Annotated in this window: 25 protein-coding genes; 14 read left to right on the top strand and 11 right to left on the bottom strand. The window is 60.8% G+C overall.

What is annotated here, in order from left to right; genetic code table 11:
- The first annotated feature begins 169 nt into the window (after positions 1-169).
- From FBY02_RS00535 to FBY02_RS00510, 6 genes are all read left to right on the top strand, one after another.
- Positions 170-616, top strand: a complete 447-nt coding sequence (locus tag FBY02_RS00535; protein ID WP_144921796.1) for a hypothetical protein — start codon at positions 170-172, stop codon at positions 614-616.
- A gap of 1 nt (position 617) precedes the next feature.
- Complete coding sequence (locus FBY02_RS00530) at positions 618-1,196, top strand: adhesin (RefSeq protein ID WP_144921793.1); 579 nt, start codon at positions 618-620, stop codon at positions 1,194-1,196.
- Positions 1,197-1,261: 65 nt separating this feature from the next.
- Entirely contained in the window at positions 1,262-2,239 is a 978-nt protein-coding gene (locus FBY02_RS00525) for a heme utilization protein (RefSeq protein ID WP_144921790.1), read from the top strand.
- A 66-nt stretch (positions 2,240-2,305) separates the two neighbouring features.
- Positions 2,306-2,986, top strand: coding sequence for a C39 family peptidase (locus FBY02_RS00520; RefSeq protein ID WP_144921787.1), 681 nt, complete (start codon positions 2,306-2,308; stop codon positions 2,984-2,986).
- Between the two features lie 58 nt (positions 2,987-3,044).
- Positions 3,045-3,791 carry a hypothetical protein gene (locus FBY02_RS00515; protein WP_144921784.1) on the top strand — a complete coding sequence of 249 codons (747 nt, stop codon included), beginning with the start codon at positions 3,045-3,047 and terminating at the stop codon, positions 3,789-3,791.
- Positions 3,792-3,836: 45 nt separating this feature from the next.
- Positions 3,837-5,120 carry a transporter gene (locus tag FBY02_RS00510; RefSeq protein WP_144921781.1) on the top strand — a complete coding sequence of 428 codons (1,284 nt, stop codon included), beginning with the start codon at positions 3,837-3,839 and terminating at the stop codon, positions 5,118-5,120.
- Between the two features lie 302 nt (positions 5,121-5,422).
- On the opposite strand, the gene FBY02_RS00505 is transcribed toward FBY02_RS00510, so the two are convergent.
- The gene (locus tag FBY02_RS00505; RefSeq protein WP_144921778.1) at positions 5,423-6,748 is read right to left on the bottom strand and encodes a sigma-54 dependent transcriptional regulator; all 1,326 of its coding nucleotides are present in this window, start codon (positions 6,746-6,748) and stop codon (positions 5,423-5,425) included.
- A 340-nt stretch (positions 6,749-7,088) separates the two neighbouring features.
- Here FBY02_RS00505 and FBY02_RS00500 point away from each other — a divergent pair, with 340 nt between their 5' ends.
- From FBY02_RS00500 to nhaB, 3 genes are all read left to right on the top strand, one after another.
- The gene (locus FBY02_RS00500; protein ID WP_041023194.1) at positions 7,089-7,355 is read left to right on the top strand and encodes a hypothetical protein; all 267 of its coding nucleotides are present in this window, start codon (positions 7,089-7,091) and stop codon (positions 7,353-7,355) included.
- Positions 7,356-7,554: 199 nt separating this feature from the next.
- Positions 7,555-8,844, top strand: a complete 1,290-nt coding sequence (locus tag FBY02_RS00495; protein ID WP_144921776.1) for a hypothetical protein — start codon at positions 7,555-7,557, stop codon at positions 8,842-8,844.
- Between the two features lie 101 nt (positions 8,845-8,945).
- The gene (gene nhaB, locus FBY02_RS00490) at positions 8,946-10,448 is read left to right on the top strand and encodes a sodium/proton antiporter NhaB (RefSeq protein ID WP_144921773.1); all 1,503 of its coding nucleotides are present in this window, start codon (positions 8,946-8,948) and stop codon (positions 10,446-10,448) included.
- A 127-nt stretch (positions 10,449-10,575) separates the two neighbouring features.
- Here nhaB and FBY02_RS00485 read toward each other — a convergent pair whose 3' ends face one another.
- The 3 genes from FBY02_RS00485 to gnd are packed head-to-tail and all read right to left on the bottom strand — an operon-like array spanning position 10,576 to position 13,915.
- Complete coding sequence (locus FBY02_RS00485; protein WP_144921770.1) at positions 10,576-11,397, bottom strand: HAD family hydrolase; 822 nt, start codon at positions 11,395-11,397, stop codon at positions 10,576-10,578.
- Positions 11,394-12,914: a glucose-6-phosphate dehydrogenase gene (zwf, locus tag FBY02_RS00480; protein WP_144921767.1), complete on the bottom strand. Its 1,521-nt coding sequence runs from the start codon at positions 12,912-12,914 to the stop codon at positions 11,394-11,396. Before zwf ends, FBY02_RS00485 begins: the two co-directional genes overlap by 4 nt.
- A complete protein-coding gene (gnd, locus tag FBY02_RS00475) occupies positions 12,911-13,915 on the bottom strand; it encodes a phosphogluconate dehydrogenase (NAD(+)-dependent, decarboxylating) (RefSeq protein ID WP_256662457.1) in 1,005 nt (334 codons plus the stop codon). Before gnd ends, zwf begins: the two co-directional genes overlap by 4 nt.
- Before the next feature lie 300 nt (positions 13,916-14,215).
- Here gnd and FBY02_RS28025 point away from each other — a divergent pair, with 300 nt between their 5' ends.
- Both FBY02_RS28025 and FBY02_RS00470 read left to right on the top strand, forming a co-directional pair.
- On the top strand, positions 14,216-14,389 hold the full coding sequence (locus tag FBY02_RS28025) for a DUF6026 family protein (RefSeq protein WP_178111855.1): 174 nt from the start codon (positions 14,216-14,218) through the stop codon (positions 14,387-14,389).
- Between the two features lie 259 nt (positions 14,390-14,648).
- Positions 14,649-16,388: a phosphoethanolamine transferase CptA gene (locus tag FBY02_RS00470; protein ID WP_144921761.1), complete on the top strand. Its 1,740-nt coding sequence runs from the start codon at positions 14,649-14,651 to the stop codon at positions 16,386-16,388.
- Between the two features lie 134 nt (positions 16,389-16,522).
- Here FBY02_RS00470 and FBY02_RS00465 read toward each other — a convergent pair whose 3' ends face one another.
- From FBY02_RS00465 to FBY02_RS00450, 4 genes are all read right to left on the bottom strand, one after another.
- Entirely contained in the window at positions 16,523-17,017 is a 495-nt protein-coding gene (locus tag FBY02_RS00465; protein ID WP_144921758.1) for a GNAT family N-acetyltransferase, read from the bottom strand.
- A gap of 67 nt (positions 17,018-17,084) precedes the next feature.
- Positions 17,085-18,206, bottom strand: a complete 1,122-nt coding sequence (zapE, locus tag FBY02_RS00460; RefSeq protein ID WP_144921755.1) for a cell division protein ZapE — start codon at positions 18,204-18,206, stop codon at positions 17,085-17,087.
- A 123-nt stretch (positions 18,207-18,329) separates the two neighbouring features.
- Positions 18,330-18,671, bottom strand: a complete 342-nt coding sequence (locus tag FBY02_RS00455; protein ID WP_144921752.1) for a nuclear transport factor 2 family protein — start codon at positions 18,669-18,671, stop codon at positions 18,330-18,332.
- A 51-nt stretch (positions 18,672-18,722) separates the two neighbouring features.
- On the bottom strand, positions 18,723-19,439 hold the full coding sequence (locus FBY02_RS00450) for a YafY family protein (protein WP_144921749.1): 717 nt from the start codon (positions 19,437-19,439) through the stop codon (positions 18,723-18,725).
- Positions 19,440-19,631: 192 nt separating this feature from the next.
- Here FBY02_RS00450 and FBY02_RS00445 point away from each other — a divergent pair, with 192 nt between their 5' ends.
- Positions 19,632-20,102 carry an LEA type 2 family protein gene (locus FBY02_RS00445; protein ID WP_144921746.1) on the top strand — a complete coding sequence of 157 codons (471 nt, stop codon included), beginning with the start codon at positions 19,632-19,634 and terminating at the stop codon, positions 20,100-20,102.
- 1 nt (position 20,103) lies between these two features.
- Here the strand turns inward: FBY02_RS00445 and FBY02_RS00440 are convergent, their stop codons facing one another.
- Positions 20,104-21,027, bottom strand: a complete 924-nt coding sequence (locus tag FBY02_RS00440; RefSeq protein ID WP_144921743.1) for a carbon-nitrogen hydrolase family protein — start codon at positions 21,025-21,027, stop codon at positions 20,104-20,106.
- 86 nt (positions 21,028-21,113) lie between these two features.
- Here FBY02_RS00440 and FBY02_RS00435 point away from each other — a divergent pair, with 86 nt between their 5' ends.
- Positions 21,114-22,022 carry a LysR family transcriptional regulator gene (locus FBY02_RS00435; protein WP_144921740.1) on the top strand — a complete coding sequence of 303 codons (909 nt, stop codon included), beginning with the start codon at positions 21,114-21,116 and terminating at the stop codon, positions 22,020-22,022.
- Positions 22,023-22,025: 3 nt separating this feature from the next.
- Here the strand turns inward: FBY02_RS00435 and FBY02_RS00430 are convergent, their stop codons facing one another.
- Entirely contained in the window at positions 22,026-22,280 is a 255-nt protein-coding gene (locus FBY02_RS00430) for a hypothetical protein (RefSeq protein WP_003181187.1), read from the bottom strand.
- Between the two features lie 163 nt (positions 22,281-22,443).
- Here FBY02_RS00430 and FBY02_RS00425 point away from each other — a divergent pair, with 163 nt between their 5' ends.
- On the top strand, positions 22,444-22,761 hold the full coding sequence (locus tag FBY02_RS00425) for a YqjD family protein (protein WP_144921737.1): 318 nt from the start codon (positions 22,444-22,446) through the stop codon (positions 22,759-22,761).
- A 123-nt stretch (positions 22,762-22,884) separates the two neighbouring features.
- On the opposite strand, the gene FBY02_RS00420 is transcribed toward FBY02_RS00425, so the two are convergent.
- On the bottom strand, positions 22,885-23,916 hold the full coding sequence (locus FBY02_RS00420) for an Ldh family oxidoreductase (RefSeq protein ID WP_144921734.1): 1,032 nt from the start codon (positions 23,914-23,916) through the stop codon (positions 22,885-22,887).
- Between the last annotated feature and the right edge of the window lie 16 nt (positions 23,917-23,932).

The following is a 23,932-nucleotide window of genomic DNA, read 5'->3' as shown; positions in this document are numbered from 1 at the left end:
TGACCTTCATGCGGCCTGTCTCAGTCTTGAAACAACTCGGGCACCAGCCGGTGCGCCGCAATAACCAACCCATTGAATCAAAAGATTTTTTACAAACCGGCACGGCATCTGCTCTATCCCCTTCGCAACGCTGGACCAAGGCCAGCCCACCGAAGAAGGAATCGATGCCGTGGGAACTTTCGATAGAAGTTTGACCGTCCTGTGGTTGATCGGCTGCGTCGCCAGCGCAACCCTCAGCCTGCCGGTACAGGCCGAAGGCAACGGCGTCATTGTCCTCAACCGTGACGTACAGCCGGTCCATATCGGTCGCAACGGTGGCAAGGACCCCTACCCGACCACCGTCAATGCCAACCCTTCCGATCGAATCAGCCAAGCGACCACCAGCACCGAACTGAGCGACGGCGAATTTGCCAGCGTCGCCAGCGGCTCGGCGATCCGTAACACCCTCAACACGAATTCCGGCGTGCAGGGTTTGAATGTCGTCACCAACCCCAGCGGCATGCCCGGCATGAGCGCTGGCCATGGCGGCGGCAGCGGGGGGGCGATTTCCGGCACCATCAATCGCTCGCTGAGTTCCGGCCTGGCCCCGCTGGGTCGTCTGGCGGGAGGTCAATGACATGAGACCGGTCCTGTTCCTGCTCGCCCTGCTCGGCTCGACCACGGCATTCGCCGATTCAGGCGTGGCGATGGTCAGCAGCGCCACCTTGCAGGATTCCGGCAGCCGTTATACCGGTAACTTCAACGTCAACCAGGCGGCGGGCGACCGCACCCAGCAGACCAACACCCGGGCCATCGCGATCGGCACCGAGGCACAGGCCACCACCATCGTGCGTCAGCAGCTGGACACCCCCGCCGATCCTTCCATGAACGCAACCGCCCGCATCGGCGGCAGCTCTTTCAGCAACGGCAACGGTGTGCTGGGCGTCAACCAGTCCGCCGGGGCCAACAACCAGATGGCCAATGTCATGCGGGTGGGTATCAGTGCCCAGCCGCAGAGCATTGACGACAGCGCGCTTTCTCAACAGAACGTGGCGCTATTACCGAACTCAGGCGCAACTGGCACCCCAACCGGCAGCCGCCAGGTCGTTACCAGCGACCAGGCCTTCACCGGCAGCCGAGGGGTCATCCAGGTGAACCAGAGTGCCGGGGTGGGGAACCGCATGGCCAACACCCTGAGCATCCGGGTCGCAGACTGACCCGGGCTGTAAAACCATAAGAAAGTACCGACACACTTAACCAACGACACGCAAGGAGAAACACCATGAAACCGACAATGGCACTCAAACCATTGGTTTTCGCTCTCGCCGCTGTCATGGCAATGGCCGCACAGGCCGGTGGCAACAATAACAACCACGGTCACGGTCATGGCGGTCATGACCACCAAGGGCCGACGCTGGATCAACTGCTCTCCATCAGCGCCGGTGCTGGGGCTACGGTGCTGGATGAGCAGAACAGCGACGGTAACGTAGTGACCAACCAGGCCACCAGGAACACCGCTGAAGCCAAGGACTCGCTCAATGGCAGCAACGGTAACATGGGCGCCAACGTCGCGGCCGGCGACGGTAACCAGCAAGACAACGCCGCCGCCCTGGCCACTGCGGACGAAAGCTTCATCTTCGGTTCGGCTCTCTCCATGTCCAGCGCCACCCAGGTCAATAACAATAACTACGTCAAAAACAACTCGACCCAAAACAACGCGTCGCTCACCAACGCGGGCAACAACGGCTCCGGCAACATCGGCATCAACGTGACCGCCGGCAACTTCAACCAACAGAAAAACAACCTGGCCATCGCCGTATCGGGTGGCCGTGTGGCACAAGCCTCGGCCGCAGCCGACCAGACCTCCACCGGCCTGGTGGTGGACAACAAAGGCGTGAAGACCTACAAGACCGACACCCTCACCAGCACCTATGAAGCCTCCGGCACGTTCAAGGCCAAAGGCACCGGTACCGCCGAAGACAACGACCATGGCGGCTGGGGCAACAAAGGTGGCTATGGCGGCGGTCATGATGACGACAAGTTCAAGTTCTCCGCCGTGGGCACTTTCGAGCTGGCCGGCAGCAATACTCAACAAGTGCTGACCCGCGATGGCTGGAAAAACCCTGTCATCAACAACGCCACCATGAACAACTCCATGAACGGCTTCTCCGGCAACGGCGGCGCCAACGTGTCGGCGGGCGTGGGCAACCAACAGAGCAACTCGCTGTCCATCGCTGCCGGCTGCAAAGCCTGCATGTAGCTACGTGTGAAATGGGGCCCCGGCAACGGGGCTTCTTTTCCAGGGTTTCCACAAGGCGTATCGATCATGCGTGCGACTGCCCTTTCCCTGCTGCTTTGCATGGCTTGTGTCACTGAAGCTGCGCAAATGCCGGTCGCCGCCCTGCCCGGCGGCATGCTGGTCTACAAACCGGTGCAAAGCGTGCGCGAGCGCAAGTTCAGCAACATCGTCGAACAGAAAACCGATTTCAGCTGCGGTGCCGCCGCACTGGCCACGGTGCTGCGCCAGGCCTACTGGCTGGACGTCGATGAAGAGCATGTCATCAAAGGCATGCTGGTCAATGCCGACCAGGACCTCGTACGCACCCAGGGCTTCTCCATGCTGGACATGAAACGCTACGTGGAAGTCATCGGCATGCGCGCCCGAGGCTACCGGATACCGGCGCAAAAGCTCGAAGCCGTGACGATTCCGGTCGTGGTGTTGATGGAAATACGTGGCTACAAGCACTTCGTGGTGTTGCAGCGGGCCGACAAGCAGTGGGTCTACATCGCCGACCCGGTGCTAGGGCACAAGCGCTACGCCCACGACGACTTCGTCAAGGGCTGGAACGGCATCGTCTTTGCCATCGTCGGTCCCGGCTACGACAAGACCAATGCACTACGCAGCCCGCCGCAACCGTTGACGGCACGTAACAAGCTGGATGGATTCAACCCGGTCAAGGATGCGGAATTGATGGATTTCGGTTTCATACAGAGCGACTTTTTTTAATCGCCGACCAACTGCCAACGATAAATACAAAAGGAGCAGGATGCTCCGGGAGCGGTACATGAAAACTTCATACTGGCTGTCGCTGGCCTGCCTGGCCGCGACCGCGTCGGGCTATGCCCATGCCGGATTCAAACCCATAGAGGTCAAGGACCAGGAACTCGCCGAGCTGCGCGGTCGGTATGTTATGCCCGGGCGGGTCATCAGCTTCGGCATCGTCATGAGCAGTACCTGGCGCAACGCCAGCGGCGATCTGATCGGCGCGACCAGCTCCATGCAGATCCAGGCCTCCACCGTCAAGCCCGAGTTCTACGTCTCCACCATCAAGCAGACCGGCAATGGCAGCACTCCGGAACAGGGCAGCGGCAACATTACCGGTGGAGCAGGCCTCGGGACCGGCCAGGGCGTCACCCAGAGCGTCCGGGCCGCCGGCGATGGCAATACCGCCTATAACAATGTCAGCATCAATGTGAAAGAAAGCAACCAGCCCCCCGCCCTCGCCCCCTCCCAAGGCCAGCTGTTGACCAGTGGCCAGACCATCAGCGGCAGCAACGCCGCCGGCAGCGTCGCGGTAACCGCCACCGGCAGCGGTGTGCAGATGGCGATCCAGGCCAGCCATAACCAGGGCAGCACCCTGCAACAAGTCGCCCAGGGAGGTCTTTTGCAAAATACCCGCCTGCTGGGCAACAGCAACATGGTCAACAACATGACCCAGCTCAACGTGGTGCTGAACAACAACGGCCCCAGTGCCGGGGCGCTGGACTGCAATCTGACGCAGCTGCGCGGCCTACGCAATCTCGGGTATTGAACTACGCTGCCTTTCGACCACTGGGCAAATAGGGACGGCATTTTCATGTATCGATCCGTATCGTTGCGCGCTGTAATGTGTCTGAGCACGTTGTTCCCGGCGACCTTGCTGCAAGCAGCACCGGATGCGGACATCGAGGCATTGAAGCAGGAGCTGCTCGAGCTCCGGCAACGATACGAGGTCCAGCAAAAAGCCCTGGCGGTACTCGAACAACGGGTGCGCCAGGTAGAAGACCAGCCTGCCGCCCCACCGCCCAAGCGCCTGGTCAAATCCCCGGCCGATATGAAAGGCAACCAGAACGTGGCCGGCAGCGGCGCGGCAACGGCTGGCGGCAGCGGCTACGGACAATCCCTGGCCGACGATTCGCAACCGGCCCAGAGCGTCTCCAACCTCTATGACGAGGCCAGCGGCTTCTTCGGTGGCGGCAAATTCAGCTTCGAAACCGGGGTGACCTATTCGCGTTACGACACCCGGCAACTGATCCTCAATGGCTTCCTGGCCCTGGATTCGATTTTCCTGGGCAATATCAACCTGGATCGGATCAAGGCCGACACCTGGACGCTGGACCTCACCGGCCGTTACAACTTCGACAATCGCTGGCAGTTCGACCTCAATGTACCGGTGGTCTACCGCGAATCCACGTACCAGTCCGGCGGCGCCAATAACGGCGCAGCCGGTGTCACCAGCGAAGAAACCGTCACCCGCGACCCCACTATCGGCGATGTCAATTTCGGCATTGCCTACAAGTTCATGGACGAATCGATCAATACCCCTGACGCGGTGGTGACCCTGCGCGTCAAGGCCCCGACCGGCAAGGATCCATTTGGCATCAAGCTGCGCCAGTCCCCGAGCAATACCAACCTGTTCGTACCGGAGGATTTACCCACCGGCAACGGCGTCTGGTCGATCACCCCCGGGCTTTCCCTGGTCAAGACGTTCGACCCGGCCGTGCTGTTCGGCACCCTGGCCTACACCCACAACTTCGAAGAGTCGTTCGACGACATCAGTTCCACCGTCAACCAGAAAGTGCCGGGCAAGGTACAGATCGGCGACAGCTTTCAGATCGGCGCAGGCTTGGCCTTTGCGCTGAACGAGAAAATGAGCATGTCGTTCTCGATATCGGACCTGATCCAGAAAAAGAGCAAGCTCAAGCAGGACGGCGGGGATTGGGAGTCAGTGGTCTCCAGTGATGCCAATGCCGGCTACTTCAATATCGGCATGACCATCGCCGCCTCCGACAACCTCACCATCGTGCCCAACCTGTCCATCGGGCTGACCGACGATGCGCCGGATTTCAGCTTCAGTCTCAAGTTTCCGTATTATTTCTAGCGCAGGCCAGGCTCACACAGGTTTTGCTGGCGACCACAGCTTGCCTGTTCAACTCAGAACCCTTGTGGGAGCGGGGGTGGGGGGGGGGGGGGGGGGGGGGGGGCCCCCCCCCCCGGGGGCCCCCGCCCGGCCCCCCCGGGCGGGGAGCGGAAGCGACGGCCGGGAAGTTGGGGGGTCCACAGGGCGGTGTGTTGGGGGGGGGGTTTGTCTGTCTTTGGGGGTTTTCCCCCCCCCCCCCGGCCCCCCCCCCCCCCCCCCCCCCCCCCCACCCCCGCTCCCACAGGGTCCATACAGGAGATCACTCAGCGGATCTGATGCTTGTGCAGCAGGCGATAGAACGTTGGTCGGGACACACCCAGGACCCGGGCCGCGACGCTCAGGTTGTCACTGTGACGGTTGAGCACATCGCTCAATGCCTGGCGCTCGGCACGGGTCTTGTAGTCTTCAAGGGTGCCCATCGGTGCTACGACCCCATGAGGGCTGGCCAGGCCAAGGTCCCGGGCTTCGATCTGCCGCCCCTCGGCCAGCACCAGGCCGCGGCGGACACGGTTGGCCAGTTCCCGGATATTGCCCGGCCAGTCGTGCATGCCCATCGCCACCAGCGCATCCTCGCTGAAGCTACGGGGCCGACGACCGGTTTCCTGGCTGTAGAGATGAGAAAAGTGACTGGCGAGCATCGATAGGTCGCCGTGGCGTTCCCGCAGCGGCGCCATCACCACTTGCAACACGTTCAGGCGATAGTACAGGTCTTCACGAAACAGCCGATGCTCAATGGCCGCCTCCAGGTCCACGTGGGTGGCCGCCAGTACCCGGACATCGACGGCAATCGGCTGGCTGCCACCGACTCGCTCAATGTGTTTTTCCTGCAGGAATCGCAGTAGATTGGCCTGCAACTCCAGCGGCAGGTCGCCAATCTCGTCCAGAAACAGTGTCCCGCCGTGGGCCGCTTCGATGCGACCGATCTTGCGCTGGTGAGCCCCAGTGAACGCGCCTTTCTCATGGCCGAACAATTCGGATTGAATCAAGTGTTCAGGGATCGCGCCACAGTTGATGGCAATGAACGGCTTATTGCGCCGCAAGGACTGTGAATGCAGGGTGCGCGCCACCAGTTCCTTGCCAGTACCGCTCTCGCCACGGATCAATACCGGCGACTCGGTGGGCGCCAGTTTGCTCAACAACTTGCGCAATTCGCGAATCGGCTTGCTGTCGCCCAGCAGTTCATGCTCGGGGAGTTGGACATGAACCGAGCCCTGCCCGCGCAGCCGCGCCATGCCAAACGCCCGGCCCAGTGTCACCTGGACCCGTGAGACATCGAAGGGCAGCGTATGGAAATCAAAAAACCATTCGCAGACAAAATCGCCCACATTCTTCAGGCGCAGCACTTCCTGGTTAAGCACGGCGATCCACTCGGTACCGCTGCGGCTGATCAACTCCTTGACCGCTTCCGGACGCTCCAGGTGAAAAGGCTGCAACCTCAAAAGCCCCACGTCGCACGCTCGATCAGCGGCATGTTCGAGAGAGCAACTCTCTACCGCCCAACCCACGGTGCGTAGGCCCGGTAACAGGCGATGGCAATCATCGCAGGGATCAACCACGAGCAGACGACGTGACGTACTGGCTTCGATCATGACTGATCCTTGGCGCCAAAAATAAGAAATATTATTAGAAACAGTCGTTTGGCGAACCTGCATGTAACAGTAGCAAGAAGTTGACGCACCCTTGTATCAATTGATTATTGAAACCTCTTAAAAGTGGTTATAAGCGAGCGTTTCGTTAGTTACCGTATCGGAAATCTTTCAGGGCGCTTTCAAACAAAAGGCTTTTGAGCGGGTCTGAAAGAAAATCGAAATTTATTCAAGGAATGTGTGACCTGATCCACGGTTCGGAACATCAGTACAAGTAACCCGCCGCACGGTCCGCCCAACCGACGGCACATCATCTGATTGGGCACTTTTATGAGAGAACGCCATGAACGCCCCGCTCCGTATCAACGAAGCTCTTTTGATTGCCGACCGCGCATTTAAACCTTTCCAGTGCGTGGCCTGGGCTCCACAGGATGGTAACGGCGAATTGAGCCTGACCGTCGTCGACCGCACCAATACCCATATTGGCCGCACTCAGATTCCAAGCAGCGCTTATACCGATCCAGCCCAACTGGCCAAGCTGTTGAAACAGGCCCGCGCCGAATTGAGCCAGGAAGGTTACAAGTTGCAATCCTGGTCCATGCCGGAATAAACACGCTCTTTTTCGTATGCAGTCCAGAGCCTGTTTCGATAGCAGGCTTGGCACTGAGTCGAAAAGTCATTGCTCTGGCACGAATCGCAGCTATTTGTGCAGAGACTGACAGTTGTGCACTGTCACATTCAGGGATTGAATGTTGCCCTCATGCAGTCATCGCCCCTCCGGGCCGGTCGACGCGCAAGGAGAGGCATGCATGCTCAATCAATTCGCGCCTGAACTCCCAATGGCGGCGGTACACGCCGGCCAACTGGACGCTGGCTTTGCCAACAACGGCAAGGCGGTGGTTCATTTTTCCGGCAGCAGTTCCAGCCGGACCACCGGGTTGACCCTCGACCGAACCGGAAGAATCCTGGTGGCGGCCAAGCTAGAGACGCCACATGGCTGCCGGTTCGGGCTCGCACGGCTCAACCACGATGGTTTGGCCGATCCGGGCTTTGGAGCCGGTGGCTGTGTAACCGGTTCTTTTGAGCAAGGCTTCGAAGCAACGGCAGGCAAAGTCACCGAGTTAGCCGACGGAAAGATCCTGTTATCCGGCCTGCATTACGAAAGCACCCAGCGTACCCTCCCCGCCTTGGCTCTGTTCGATCAACAAGGCCACCCCGTTCCCGGTTTCGGCAACGCCGGACGACAAGTCATTCGGATCGAAGGCAATCTGTCCCAAGGTCTGCGCGACCCCTGGCTGCCACCTGGCCTGCCAGGCCTGGAAGCCTGCGACGTGCGCGTGCAGGCTGACGGTCGGATTCTGTTGCTGGCCAATCATCATTACCAACTGTCCGACCATGTCGGCATCCTGATCCGAGTACTAGCGGACGGCACACTGGACAGCTCATTCAACAGAGGCGGTTTTGTCATGGTCCGGCGCCTGCTGAAGAACACCTGGCTGAGCTGCCTCGCCCTCCAGGCCGACGGCAACATCGTGGTGGGTGGCGCCATCGATCTGCCCCAGCAAGGCTTGATGGTCCGTTATGACCCCAGCGGCAGACTCGATGACAGCTTCGGCGAGAACGGTTTCCTGTCCATCGCCGCCAAGGAGCGCGGTGTGATGATCAACCAGATCGTTCAACACCAGAACGGTGATCTGCAAGCATTCGGCAGCAGTCGCGACCCGATGCATTGCCTGTCCCTGAAGGTGCACCGGGACGGCAAACCGGATCAACACTGCAACCAGGGACCGTGCCGGCTCCTGGAGATCGGGCGCGCTGCCAGCCAGTGGACCGCCGCCCAGGCTCAACCCGATGGAAAACTGGTCACCGCCGGAGCCACCATCGGTGGCATCGAGGCCGACTTCGTTCTGGCCCGGCATCTGCCGGACGCCAACCTCGACCCGATGTTCGGCCAGGGCAAAGGCTGGGTTCGTACGCGGCTCGGCTATAGCCTGGACACCGCCACCTCCCTCGCGATACAGGCCAATGGAAAAATCCTGGTGGGAGGCCATTCCCTCCACGGGACCTACCGAGCCGTGGTGACACGATATCGGGCCTGACCCGAAAAGCACCGACCGCTGATGAGCGGTATGAATTCCTACGCTTGATATTCCTCATTGCTTACGGCAAGTTGCGCGCTTCTAAATAAAAGGAGCAGCCGATGTCCGGTTCAATGGCCCAGGCTTTCGCCCACAACTTCCTTGGGCACTCTCCACGCTGGTACAAGGCGTGCATCGTCACCTTCCTGATCGTCAACGCCCTGGTATTGTGGACCCTCGGTCCGGTGGCAGCGGGCTGGATGCTGGTCATCGAGTTTATCTTCACCCTCGCCATGGCCCTCAAGTGCTATCCATTGATGCCCGGCGGCCTGCTGCTGATCGAAGCCCTGGCGCTGGGCATGACCACCCCCAAGGCGCTGTACGACGAGTTGCTGCACAACTTCCCGGTGATCCTGCTGCTGATGTTCATGGTCGCCGGGATCTACTTCATGAAGGACCTGCTGCTCTTCCTGTTCTCTCGCCTGCTACTGGGCGTAAGCTCCAAGGCATTGCTGGCTCTGATGTTCTGCTTTCTCTCGGCATTCCTGTCGGCTTTTCTCGATGCGTTGACCGTCACGGCGGTGATCATCAGCGCCGCCGTGGGCTTCTATTCGGTTTACCACCGCGTCGCTTCGGGGAATGATCCACGCCAGGACAGCAACGTCGATGAAGACCACGACCTGCCGGCCTTGCACCACGGGGACCTGGATCAGTTCCGGGCGTTTTTGCGCAGTCTGCTGATGCACGGCGTCGTCGGCACCGCGCTGGGTGGCGTATGCACCTTGGTGGGTGAGCCACAGAACCTGCTGATCGGCCATGAAATGGGCTGGCATTTCGCGGGCTTCTTCCTGAAGGTCGCCCCCGTATCGCTGCCGGTGCTGGTGGCCGGGCTGGTGACCTGCGTGGCGTTGGAAAAGCTGCGCTGGTTCGGTTACGGCACGCTGCTGCCGGAAAACGTTCGTACCGTGCTGGCCGACTATGCCGAGCAGGACAACCGCGAGCGCACCTCACGGCAACGCGCGGCCCTGATCGTCCAGGGTATTGCCGCACTGATCCTGATCGTGGCCCTGGCCTTGCATATCGCCGAAGTCGGACTGATCGGCCTGACGGTGATCGTGCTGATCACCGCGTTCACCGGCATCACCGATGAGCACCGCCTGGGCAATGCGTTCAAGGACGCGATGCCGTTCACCTCGCTGCTGGTGGTGTTCTTTGCGGTGGTGGCGGTGATTCACGATCAGCAGTTGTTCACACCACTGATCCAATGGGTATTGGCCCTGCCCGCCGATCAGCAGCCCGGCATGCTGTTTATTGCCAATGGTCTGCTGTCGGCCATCAGCGACAACGTATTCGTGGCCACCATCTACATCACCGAAGTGAAGCAGGCCTTCATCTCCGGCCTCATGAGCCGCGAACAGTTCGAGACCCTGGCGGTGGCGATCAATACCGGCACCAACCTGCCCAGCGTCGCCACGCCCAACGGCCAGGCTGCCTTCCTGTTCCTGCTGACCTCAGCCATTGCGCCACTGATTCGCCTGTCGTATGGCCGGATGGTGTGGATGGCCCTGCCCTATACCGTGGTCATGGGTGGCTTGGGGTGGTTTGCGGTGACGTATTGGCTGTAATTGAATAACCAGAGTTCTGCGCAAAACCTGTGGGAGCGGGCTTGCTCGCGAAAACGGAGTGTCAGTCGACCTTTAGATTGACCCACCGCTTTCGCGAGCAAGCCCGCTCCCACAAAAGTATGCGAAGTCACCGGGGCAGGATGTACCGTTCGATCGCCAGCGCCGCGCCGTCCTCGATAACGGATGCGGTAATCACATCGGCCTGGCGCCTGATCGCCTCTTCCGCCTGCCCCATGGCGATCGACAGGCCCGCGCGATGGAACATCGCCGGATCATTGCCACCGTCGCCCATGGCCGCCGTCTGCTCCAGCGGTACCCCCAGGAATGCCGCCAGGGTCGACAGCGCCTCCCCCTTGTTGGCTTGTATTGCCGTAACGTCCAGGTAGATCGGTTGCGAACGCGACACTTGGGCCTGGCCCTTGAGCAACGGATGCAGGCGGGCCTCCAGCTCGACCAACAGATCCGTATTGGCGCTGGTGGCGACGATCTTGTCGATACGCTCCAGGTAGGGCTCGAAACTCTCGACTTCAACAGGCGGATAGCCCAGGCCGCGGGTTTCCACCGGCACCATCGGCCCGTGGGCGTCACGCACCAGCCAATGGCCATCGGCAAACACCCAGACCTCGATGCCAGGCTGATCGGCGTACAGCGCCAGGGTCATCAACGCCACCTCGGGCGGCAGGTAGTGCACGGCGAGGAAGCTGCCGTCCGGATGAACCAGGGTACCGCCGTTGAACGCCGCCGTTGGCAAATCGACACCCAGGGCTTCGATCTGCTGCAACATTGCCCGAGGTGGCCGTCCGGTGGCGAGGCTGAACAACACACCGGCCTCGCGCAGGGAACGAACGGCCTCGATGGTGCGCTGGTTGAGGCTGTGGTCGGGCAGCAGCAGCGTGCCGTCCATGTCACTGAGCAGAAAACGGATGGGACGTTTCAATTGATCACTCATCCTAGGTCATGCCAGGCGCGAGCATCGCGTGTCAGCAGGTCATCGGCGGCGGATGGGCCATCTTCTCCGGCCTTGTAGGGCTGGACGGTCGCGTCCTGCTGCCAGGCATCGAGAAACGGCTGCACGGCACGCCAGCCATTTTCGATGTTGTCGGCACGCTGGAACAACGTCTGATCGCCGGTCAGGCAATCGTAGATCAGGGTTTCGTAACCCGTGGATGGCTGCATTTCGAAGAAATCCTTGTAGGCGAAACCCAGTTCTATATTCGCCATGTCGAGCGTCGGTCCCGGCCGCTTGGCCAGCAGATCGAACCACATGCCTTCGTTGGGCTGGATCTGTATCTTCAGGTAGGTCGGTTGCAACTTCTCGACTTCGGTATCGCGAAACTGCGCGTAGGGCGCCGGCTTGAAGCAGATGACGATTTCCGTGTCCCGCACGCTCATGCGCTTGCCGGTACGCAGATAAAACGGCACCCCTACCCAACGCCAGTTGTCGATCATGACCTTCAGGGCGACGTAGGTTTCGGTGCCGCTGTCGGCCGCCACGTTGGCTTCCTCGCGGTAACCATTCACCGGCTTGCCGTCGATGGTGCCAGCGACGTACTGGCCGCGCACCGAATTGGCGCGAGCCTGTTCCACCGACCAGGGGCGGATAGCCCCAACCACCTTGGCTTTCTCCCCTCGGACCGCGTCGGCACCGAAGGCGGCCGGCGGTTCCATGGCCACCATCGCCAGCAACTGGAACAGATGGTTGGGCACCATGTCCCGCAGGGCGCCGGTATGCTCGTAAAAACTGCCACGGGTTTCCACCCCCACCGTTTCAGCGGCGGTGATTTGCACGTGGTCGATGTAATGATTGTTCCAGAACGCTTCGAAGAAACTGTTGGAGAAACGGCTGACCAAGATGTTCTGTACGGTTTCCTTGCCCAGGTAATGGTCGATCCGATAGATCTGCTTCTCGCTCATGACCTTGAGCAAGCAGGCATTGAGTGCTTCGGCGGTGTGCAGATCCGAGCCGAACGGCTTTTCGATCACCACCCGCCGGAACGCACCAGCCTGTTCCTCAAGCAACCCGGCCGCCCCCAGACGGCGGACCACCTCACTGAAAAAGCGCGGCGCGGTCGCCAGGTAGAACACCGCATTACCAGTACCGCTGGCGGCGATCTTCGCTGCCAACGCTACATAGGTGCTGTCGTCGAGGAAGTCACCCTGTACGTAGCTGATGCCCTTGGCCAAGCGGGCCCACAGCACCGGATCGAGCGCGCGGCCGGCATCGCCGCCCTTGCTCGCCGCTTCGTGGCGGATGAAATCCTCGAGTTTCCTGGCGAAGTCCACGTCGCTGATGGCGTTGTGATCAACGCCGATGATCTGCAGTCCATCTCCCAGCAACCCGTCACGGCTGAGGTGGTACAGCGCCGGCATCAGCAGGCGCTTGACCAGATCACCATGGGCACCGAACAGGAACAGCGTGGTCGGTGGCGCGGGCTCTGCCTTGGATTTCCTGCCGGTCGCGGTCATTTTTTCGGCGTCTCCACATGGCCGCCGAAGCCGAAGCGCATGGCGGACAGCATTTTGTCACCGTAGGTGCTCTGCTGGCGGGAACGGAAACGGGCGAACAGCGAACTGGACAGCACTGGAACCGGCACCGCTTGCTCAATGGCCGCCTCGATAGTCCAGCGTCCTTCGCCGCTGTCAGCCACCTCACCGGAAAAGCCATCCAGTTTCGGATCGCGGGCCAGGGCATCGGCTGTCAGATCCAGCAACCAGGACGACACCACACTGCCACGTCGCCAGACTTCGGCAATATCGGCCAGGTTCAAGTCGAAACGCTGTTCCGGCGGCAGGCTTTCGCTGGACTTGGTCTTGAGGATGTCGAAGCCTTCGGCAAAGGCCTGCATCATGCCGTACTCGATGCCGTTATGGATCATCTTCACGAAATGCCCGGCACCGGCGGGGCCGGCATGGATATAGCCGCGCTCGGCGCGATCGTCGTCGGACTTACGGTCGCGGGTGCGGGGAATATCGCCCATGCCCGGTGCCAGACTGGCGAACAGCGGGTCCAGGCGCGTGACCACGGCGGCATCGCCGCCGATCATCATGCAATAACCGCGCTCCAGGCCCCAGACGCCGCCGGAGGTGCCCACATCCATGTAGCTCAAGCCCTTTTCCAACAGTGCCTGGGCGCGACGGATGTCGTCTTTGTAATACGTGTTACCGCCATCGATGATCACATCACCTGGTTCCAGCAGCTCGCTGAGCGCGTTGATGGTGTCTTCAGTAGGCGCGCCGGCTGGCAGCATGACCCAGACTGCTCGCGGTTTTTCCAGCCCGGCCACCAGCGCCGGCAGATCCGCCACGCCCGTGGCGCCTTCTTGGCGCAGGTTTTCGACGAATGCGCTGTTGCGGTCATAGACCACCGTGGTGTGCCCATCGAGCATCAGGCGCCGCGCAATATTGCCGCCCATGCGGCCCAGTCCAATGATCCCGAGTTGCATGTGCTGATGCTCCCTACTACAAATAAAGGTATGTCAAAGGTTTAGTGGCCTGTGTGGCTAATTCGAGTACAGGCCGCTCGCTTCGAAACGGTTTGGCTGCGACTAGTGGAGGTTAGTCCAGAGCCTTGCTGCATAGTTTCCGGTTAATTCGTGCGATCACAAGGGGGATAACGCTTCAAACCCGGTCGAAGGCACGGCGACCATGAAAAATAAAAAAGTTCCATTCACGAGCAAAAGAAATCAGAATCGGCGCCGATAGTAGTGGTGTCGACCAAAAAGCTGGCGACATCTCTATAGTTGATGTAGCCATTTGCGAGGTGAGCAATGGACCCAGTCGTTACCGCACGTCCTCCTCAAACCCTTTACGTGACCATTCGTCGCGACGAATTGCGCCTTCTCAAGGAAGAACGCGATCTGCTGCTCGATGAAGTGACCCAGCTGCGCATGCAGTTGCAGCATGCCCAACTCTCCCATCAGGGCCAGGCCCTGGTTCGATAACCGCTCCACAGGCGCAACGCAAGGAAGTGACATTGGGGAAACCGGTGTCGCTTCCCACCGTTCCCTGGACAGGTTTGTTCGGCAACTCCTCTGCCACATGTGCGTTCGCACCCAGGCTACCAATCTATAACCGAAAAACTCACGAAGTTTTCACAACGCTCTCGGGATACTAGCGGCCTTTAGGGTGCTCGGCGCATGCCTGCGGTTACCATCCGGTGGCAACAGCTTCGTCGGTGTAGATAAAAGGCTGGAGCGCTTGATGAGTCTGTTCAAACGCAGCAAAACGACTGCGAAAGGTTTCGATTGGGCCGGGTTCGGCTGGCTTTTCCTGTTCTTCTGGTATTTCTCGGGCATTACTCAACTGCTTATTCTGTTGAGCGATACCTCCGGCTTCTCCGGGTTCCGCCAGGCATTCATCATGAGCGCGCTGTGGCTGGCGCCCATGCTGCTATTCCCTGCCCGGACCCGCCTGCTCGCCGCGTTGATCGGTGTAGTGCTGTGGGCCTGTTCCATGGCCAGCCTGGGTTACTTCTTCATCTATCAGCAGGAGTTTTCCCAGAGCGTCATCTTCATCATGTTCGAGTCGAACGTGGCTGAAGCCAGCGAGTACATGACACAGTATTTTGCCTGGTGGATGGTGCCGGCGTTCCTCGCCCATACCGCAGTGGCTTATTTCCTCTGGACGCGCCTGCGTCCGGTGTACCTGCCCCGCGGCCAGGCCCTGGTCGCGGCGGTTGTGATCCTGGGCGCCGTGGTCGGTTACCCGCTCGTCAAGCAAACCCAGCGCGCCGGCAGCCTGGCCGGCGGCCTGGAAAAATTCGAAGACCGCATCGAACCAGCCGTACCTTGGCAGATGTTGGTGGCATACCGTCGTTACGGCGAGCAGTTGGCAAGCATGCAAGGCATGTTACACAGCGCCAGCAAGATCGAGCCATTGCGCAACCTCAAGGACACCATGGCCAACCAACCGGCGACCCTGGTGCTGGTGATCGGCGAGTCCACCAACCGCCAGCGCATGAGCCTGTATGGCTACCCAAGGGAAACCACCCCGGAGCTGGACAAACTCAAGGACCAGCTAGCGGTCTTCGACAATGTGATCACGCCGCGTCCATACACCATCGAAGCCCTGCAACAGGTGCTGACATTCGCCGACGAGCAGAATCCAGACCTGTACCTGACGACCCCTTCGCTGGTCAGCATGATGAAACAGGCGGGCTACAAGACCTTCTGGATCACCAACCAGCAAACCATGACCAAGCGCAACACCATGCTCACTACGTTCTCTCAGCAGGCCGACGAGCAGGTTTACCTGAACAACAACCGTAACCAGAACGCCGCGCAATACGATGGCGACGTGATTGCTCCCTTCAACAAGGCCCTGGCCGATACCGCACCGCGCAAGTTGATCGTGGTACACCTGCTAGGTACTCACATGAGCTACCAGTACCGTTACCCACCGACCTTCAACAAGTTCACTGACCGCCAGGGCGTACCGGCAGGTCTGCGTGACGATCAGGTGCCTACCTACAACAGCTACGACAACGCAGTGCTGTACAACGACTTCGTGGTTTCCAGCCTGATCAAGGACTACGCCAAGAGCGATCCCAACGGTTTTCTGCTGTATCTGTCGGACCACGGTGAAGACGTGTTCGACTCGGTGGGTCACGCCACCCTTGGCCGCAACGAAGGCAAGCCCACCGCGCCGATGTACACCATTCCATTCATCGCCTGGGCTTCGCCCAAGTGGCGCGAAACCCATGACTGGAACTTTGCCGGCGACCTGTCCCGCCCCTACAGCAGTTCTCAGCTGATCCATACCTGGGCAGACCTGGCAGGCTTGAGCTTCGATGAGCTGGACCGCAGCAAGAGCCTGGTCAGCAACGACTTCCTGGCCCGACCGCTGTTGATCGGCAACCCCTATCAACGCCAGCACAAGGCGCTGATCGACTTCAGCCTGATGCAGCCCAAGGCGCCGACGGTCAAGGTGGTGCAGCAGTAACCGCAGAGCCCTGCGCAATTTGTGTGGGAGCGGGCTTGCTCGCGAAGGCGATGGGTCAGCCACTGATTATGGTGACTGACACAGCCCCTTCACGAGCAAGCCCGCTCCCACAGGGTCCGGCACAGTCAGTTTTTTTACAGGGGTTTGGTCCAGAACAGCATGCGGCCGTGAGCCGGATCGAACATGCCGGCGGAGAAGCCGAACTTCGAATAGCTGGCCTGGGCCACGGCATTGCCTTCAAGCACTTCCAGGGTGATCTTGCAGCAACCGCGCTGGCGTGCGATGTCTTCGACTTTCTGCAGCATCTTCTGGCTCAGGCCCAGTCCGCGAAACGCCTTCATGACGACGACATCATGGATATTCACCAGCGGCCGGCAGGCAAAGGTCGAAAAACCTTCGAAACAATTGACCAGCCCCGCCGGCTCGCCGTTGACGAACCCCAGCACGCTGAACGCGTAGGGACGCTTGGCCAGCTCTTCCGGCAGATGCAGCAGGACTTCGGCCGGCAGCGACCGGCCGCCGCCCATGGGGTCCTGCGCATAGCCGTTGAGTACGAGGCAGATCGCTTCGGCGTGAACCGGATTGGTGTAGCTGGCTTGCAGTACGAGAACATCCTTGGCTTCTTCCATGACCTTGCATCTCTCTTCGCGGGTACGGCGGGTAATACCGGCGGATGGGGCCGTCGGCGGGTACGGGTCAGGCGAGCTGACCGAAACGTTGCATCTGCATTTCCTGGAGGCGACTGAGGGTACGGCGAAACGGAAATTGCAGATAGCCCTCGGTATACAGCTGCTCCATAGGCACTTCGGCCGACAGGTACAGCGGCACCTTGCGATCGTAGCATTCGTCGATCAGGGCAATGAAGCGTCGCACACCGTCATCGTGGACCGAAAGTTGCGGCAGCTCGCGATCCCCCGCCTCGACCCGCTCTACACCGTCTTCCGTACCACGGGCGATACGCCCTTCGCGCTGCTCGGCACTCAAGCTGGGCACGTCGCTGAGCAGGATAACCTTGTAGCGGTCACACAGGCCCATGAAATCCAGGGCCGAGAACGGCTGCTCGCACAGATCCCGGTAACGGCTCCAGAGCACCGTGTCGCTGACCTTGACCGGCTCCAGCAAGCGATGGCCGACTTGCACCGGATCACTGCTGGACTGTTGCCCTGCACTCAACCGTTCGAAGACCTCGCCCAATGGCTCGGGTTGCCCGGCGCCTCGTAGCCAATAACGTTGCTGTAGCGCGCCGGGGTGCTGGCGGTGATCCTGCCAGCCGTTCACCGGTACGACTTGCATGTGCTGTTTGATCGCCGTGATGGTCGGCAGGAACCGTTCACGGTTATGGCCGTTGGCGTAGAGTTCCTCGGGAGGCAGGTTCGAGGTGCTCACCACAACCATGCCCAACTCGAACATGACCTGGAACAGGCGCCCGAGGATGATGGCATCGCCGATGTCGGTGACGAACAACTCATCGAAACACAGCACCCGCACTTCCCGGCTCAGCTCCCTGGCCAAGGCCTGCAACGGGTCCGGCGTGCCCGTGAGCTGGAACGAACGCTGGTGCACCCAGGCCATGAAGTGATGGAAATGCTGACGACGGGCCGGAACCCGGAGGCTTTCATGGAAACGGTCCATCAGCCAGGTCTTGCCACGACCTACCGGGCCCCAGAGATACACCCCCTTGATCGACTTGCACCCCTCGTGCAAAGCCTTGTGGCATTGCTCCAAGGTCATGATCGCCAACTCCTGGGCCTCATCCTGGACAAAACCGCGATGTTCGATGGCGTACTGCCAGGCACTCAGGGGGGAGTCGAAAGTCATGCGGCCCGGGTCCGGAAGAGGAAGCGGCTGAGTATGCCATGCCGGACGATGAACGATCACGCCAACCGAGCATGGGATTTGTGGCGAGGGGATTTATCCCCTCGCCACAGGAGCTCACTCCTTTTAAATCGAGATATCCAGCCGGCTGATCTTGCCCTGCTCATCGAGCCGGAAGGTATACCGCAACTCCAGCGGGCTGCCAGGGAAAGCCCCCGAGATCAGGTTGTGCACCAGCACCTTGCCCGTGCGTTGTTGCACGTTGAGCACTTCGACCCGCGGCTGGTAACGGCGGGAAGTGTCTTCCATCCATTGGATGATGTCCTGGGTGCCGGCCCGATGCTGTCCTTCATCGAACACATTGGCATCCTCGGCAAAGAAACGCGTCACCGCCGAGCTGTCACGGGCATTGGCGGCCGCGATGTAACCGGCGATGGCCGGTGCCAGGGAAGAGACGGGATTGGACATGGTAAGGCTCCTTGTTTTATCGAACTGGCACCATGCTAGAACACCCTCATGTCAGTTTCTGTCAGGAGTGAAACGCCCGGTTTCGTCCAGTTTCATCGATTTCATCCAGGCTCGTAGCAAGTCGCTGCGCCTGCCGGGATAGCACTCGCCCTGCTCGGTGGCAGAGGCAATCCGGTCGGTGCGAAAGGTCCGGTAGGCGCCACGCAATTCGCACCAGGCCACTACCACCCGCGCCTCGTTGAAAAACCCCAGGGCCAGGGGCCAGATCAGTCGCTGGCTCGGGGTGTTGTTGACGTCGGCGTAATCGATGTGCAGCTTCGCCTGGACGCGGATGGCCTGGCGATACACGTTCAGTTCCACGGTATTTTGCGGATACCCGTAACCCGGCGGGCCGGGCAACACCGTGGGGTTGCGCAAGGCATCCCGGACATCGGGAGCCAACACCGCGGCGACTTTCGCCAGGGCGTCGGCGGCCGCCTTGCCCAGTACCTCATCGCCGCGCTGATCCACGTAGCGCAAGCCCAGTACAATGGCCTCGATTTCATCGGCGGTGAACATCAGTGGCGGCAGGAACAGGCCGCTGCGCAATACATAGCCGATGCCTGCCTCGCCCTGGATCGGCGCCCCCAGGGCGGTCAGCTCGGCAATGTCGCGGTAGAGCGTGCGCTCGGATACCTTCAACTCTGCCGCCAGGGTCGCGGCGGTGACCGGGCAGCGCTTGCCACGCAAGACTTGCAACAAAGTGAGCAGCCGAGTGGTACGGGACACGGTGGTCGATCCGGATGAAAAAGTTGCTGCAGATTAGCAGAGGCTGTTGTCAGAAACTGTCAGGAGCCCAAACGTCTATTTGGATAGAGATGAAACCTGTGGCGAGGGGATTTATCCCCTCGCCACAGGTTCTTCGCTTGTCTTTGGGATTGTGGGTTATCGTGGCCAAAAATTCACAGTGAGAATACGCCCATGCGCAGAATCCCCGGCCTGTTCCTCCTGCTGACCCTGCTCAGCCTCAGCGCCTGCGCCCTCTTCCCGCATCGCGATCCGCTGAACATCAACGTGGTCGGCATCGAACCCTTGCCCAGCCAGGACCTGGAGATGCGCTTTGCCGTGAAGCTGCGCCTGCAGAACCCCAACGAAACCGCCATCGACTACAACGGCGTGGCGCTGGACCTGGAGGTCAACGACCGCACGCTGGCGACCGGGGTCAGCGACCAGAGCGGCTCCATTGCACGGTACTCCGAAGCGGTCTTGAGCGTCCCCGTGAGCATTTCGGCCTTTTCGGTGTTGCGCCAGACCCTGGGCCTGAGCCAGACACAGGGTCTGGATAACCTGCCCTATGTGCTCAAGGGCAAACTCTCCGGGGGACTGTTCGGCACCATGCGCTTCGTCGACCGCGGAACCCTCGATTTGCCGGCGTCCGCGGCAACCTGGTAACTCACGCGGTGAACCGCACGCCAGGCCGGGCCCGCTCATCCACCACCAGTTCGAACACGTCCGGCCTGGCGTAATGACCGACCACGTCATAGTCATAACGCGCCCGCACCAGGTCATCGGTGTCGATTTCGGCGGTCAATAAACCCGCGGTGTCTTTCAGCGGCCCAGCCAGCACATCCCCCATGGGTCCGATGATTACACTGCCGCCGGCGATCAATGGACGCTCCGCCGGCCAGTGTTCGACATCAATACCCAGCGCCTGAGGCGAGGCCTGGACCTGGCAGGCACTGACCACGAAGCATCGTCCCTCATGGGCAATGTGACGCATGGTCACTTGCCACATCTCCCGTTCATCCACCGTCGGCGCACACCAGACCTCCACTCCCTTGGCATACATCGCGGTGCGCAGCAGCGGCATCATGTTTTCCCAGCACACCGCCGCACCGAGTCGCCCGACCTGGCTGTCGATCACCGCCAACGTCGAACCATCGCCCTTGCCCCAGATCAGCCGCTCGGTGCCGGTGGGCATCAGCTTGCGATGCTTGGCCACCAGCCCCGCATCAGGCTCGAAGTACAAGGCCGTGCAATACAGGGTACTGCCAGCCCGCTCGATGACGCCCAGCACCAGGCTGGCCCCCGTACGCGTCGAAAGCCCGGCCAACGCTTCGGTTTCGACACCCGGTACGTCGATGGCATTGGCGAAGTAGCGGGCGAATGCCTCACGCCCCTCCGGCAGCCGGTAGCCCAGTCGGGTGCCGAAACCTTCGCCCTTGGGATAGCCTCCCAGCAGGGCTTCGGGCATGACCACGAGGCGGGCGCGGGCCTGGCGTATGGCGTCTTCGTAGGAAAGGATTTGCGCCAGAGTCTCCTCCTTGCCGCCCGGCAAGGAACCGATCTGCAGGGCAGCCACAATGGATTTCGGCATGGGTGTTCAACTCCTTAGGTCTCAAGTGTTGCCGATTCTCAGGCGACGACCGATCATGAATAAAGCCCCATACATTGCTAAACGATATGAACATCATGAATATCGCCAACCTCGATCTCAACCTGCTCAAGACCTTCGAAGCCCTGCACGACGAATCCAGCGCCAGCCGCGCCGCATTGCGCCTGGGCGTGACCCAGTCGGCCATCAGCGCGGCACTGCGCAGGCTGCGGGATGTATATGACGATCAACTGTTCGTGCGCACCGGTCGTGGCCTGGCGCCAACGCTGCGGGCCAATCAACTCAAGCCGGTGATCAGCGAGGCCCTGGACAAGTGTCGCCAGAGCCTGGCGATGATCGACCCGCAGACCAGTCATTACGACGGCCGCTCGGTCATCGTCGGCCTGTCCGACGACTTCGAGCTGGCCTATGGGCGCAAGCTGATCGAGGAAGTCGCGCAACGGGCGCCGGGGTTGCGCCTGATCTTTCGCCAGACCCACAGCCAGATCGTCGGCCGCAACTTGATGGAGCGCAATTTCGACCTGGCGATCACGGCGGGTGGCTTCACGGAACGGTTGCTCAGTCGCCAGGTATTGGGTGAAGGCGATTATGCCTGTCTGGTCGACCCGGACAGCCTGGAGGAGAACCAGCAGACCCTCAGCCTGGAGTCGTTCGTGGGTCGCGAACATCTGCTGGTGTCGTCGGGTGGGTTCATCGGCATCACCGACGAAGGACTGGCCGGGCTCGGCTTGAGCCGCAAAGTGTGTGCCTCGACCACGCATTTTGCCGCGTTGCCGTTCCTGCTCCAGGGCAGCCGGGCCGTGGCGACCATTCCGGGGCACGCCGCGAGGGCCATCGCGGCGTTCGGCAGCCTGACGCTGTTGCCCTGCCCTCTCGTCTTGCCACGCTATCCCATCGAGCTGGGATGGCGCACCCACACTCAGATGGATCCGGCCGTGGTCAAGGTTCGCGAGGCCATCGTCGCGACCTTTGCGTGAGGCTTATTTGTTGGCGGCCATCAACCGATTGACCTCACTGCGCACCATGTTGGCGTATTCCGGGGGCGACATGCCGTCCAACTCGGCACGTACCCATTCGGCCCATTTGCCTTTGCGCTTGGAGCGTTCGCCAAACAACCGGGCAGCGTCGCCCTTGGCCTTGCCCAGGTTGTTCTGCCACAACTCGAACAGTCGGGATTTTTCGTCTTCCAGCGCGGCACGCTCGGCCAGCGGCTTGTCAGCCAGATTGAAACTCATGGGAATTACCTGTTGCGTAAATGGGCGACATCTTACACCTTGTGGGGAAACGTCTTAACCATCATTTAGGCTTGGCCATGCTGACACGGCCTGTCCCTCTGCAACTTTTGCCCAAGCGCAACACTCCACTGTTCAGTGGTAATCATCAGCAAGGAGTAACTCGATGGCTCGTAGGCATACCGCGCAAGCGAACGGAGAGCAAATCAAGGATCAAGTGTTCAGTGAACTGAAGGCCTTGATCGAAGAGTCGGAAAAGCTGCTCAAGAGCAGCGACTCGCTGGTCGGTGAAGATGCCGAGAACCTGCGGGGCCAGATCTCCCAGAAACTGCAGCAGGCCCTGGACTCGGTTGCCAGCGCACGGGAGCGTACCCGGCCCATGGTCGACGCCACTGAACTCTACATCGGCGGCCACCCCTGGCAAACCGTGGCGATTTCCGCCGGTTTCGGGCTGGTGGTGGGCTTGTTGCTAGGACGGCGCTGACAACGCTTGCCCGACAAGCGCAACAATGTGGGAGCGGGCTTGCCCGCGAAGGCGTCAGCACAGTCAACATCCTCATCGACTGACCCACCGCTATCGCGAGCAAGCTCGCTCCCACGTTGATTTTCACATCCCTGCCAATTCCCGCAGCTGTTGCAATGTCTGCTCATCCAGCGCAATTCCATGCTGATCGGATTGACTGCGCTCCCGGTGCCGACGATCCCCCGGCAACCGCCGTAACCCCACTTCCTGCATTTGCCTGACCAGCTCCTGGCTGCGCTCGGCAAAGTTCTGTCCGGCGGCCTTGCTCGGGTCGATCACGATCAGCAATTGTCCGGTCCACGGCGTCTTGGCTCCCGGATGCTTGTTCCAATCGAACTCGAACGAGAAATTGCCGCCGGTCAGGGCCGCCGCCAGCAGCTCGACCATCATCGACAACGCCGACCCCTTGTGCCCGCCAAACGGCAGCAGCGCGCCGCCTTCGAGAATCGCCCTTGGGTCGCAGGTCGGTTGGCCGAGGCTGTCCACCCCCATGCCTGGCGGCAACAACTCGCCCTTGCGCGCGGCGATCTGTACGTCGCCATGGGCGATGGCGCTGGTGGCCAGGTCAAATACAATCGGCTCGCCACCGGCCCGTGGCGCGGCGAAGGCAATGGGATTGGTCCCGAACAACGGACGGTCCGCGCCGTGGGGTACCACGCAGGTCATGCTGTTGACCACGCTCAATGCCACCAACCCTTCGTAGGCAAACGGCTCGACGTCCGGCCAAAGGGCGGCGAAGTGATGGGAATTGCGGATAGCCAACACCGCGATACCGGCGCTGCGAGCCTTCTCCACCAATAACGGTCGTGCAGCGGCGAGGGCCGGCTGGGCAAAACCGTTGCCGGCGTCCACCCGGACGAAGCCCGTTGCGACGTCTTCGACCACCGGCACTGCCTGGCCGTCGACCCAGCCGCTGTTCAGCGTCGAGACATAGCCCGGCATACGAAAAACGCCATGGCTGTGAGCACCGTCGCGTTCGGCGCGGGCGCAGTTTTCAGCCAGAGTACGAGCCACCTCGGCGGAGGTGCCGTGCCGCAGGAAAATCTTCTCCAGGAGCCCCACCAAGGCGTCTAAAGAGAGAGGGCCGGAACCGGCTTGATCGGATAGCGCAGACATCTGAAGCTCCAGAATG

The organism is Pseudomonas sp. SJZ078 (assembly GCF_007828255.1).
In the GTDB taxonomy this organism is placed as follows: domain Bacteria; phylum Pseudomonadota; class Gammaproteobacteria; order Pseudomonadales; family Pseudomonadaceae; genus Aquipseudomonas.
This window is presented reverse-complemented; position numbering and strand designations above follow the sequence as displayed.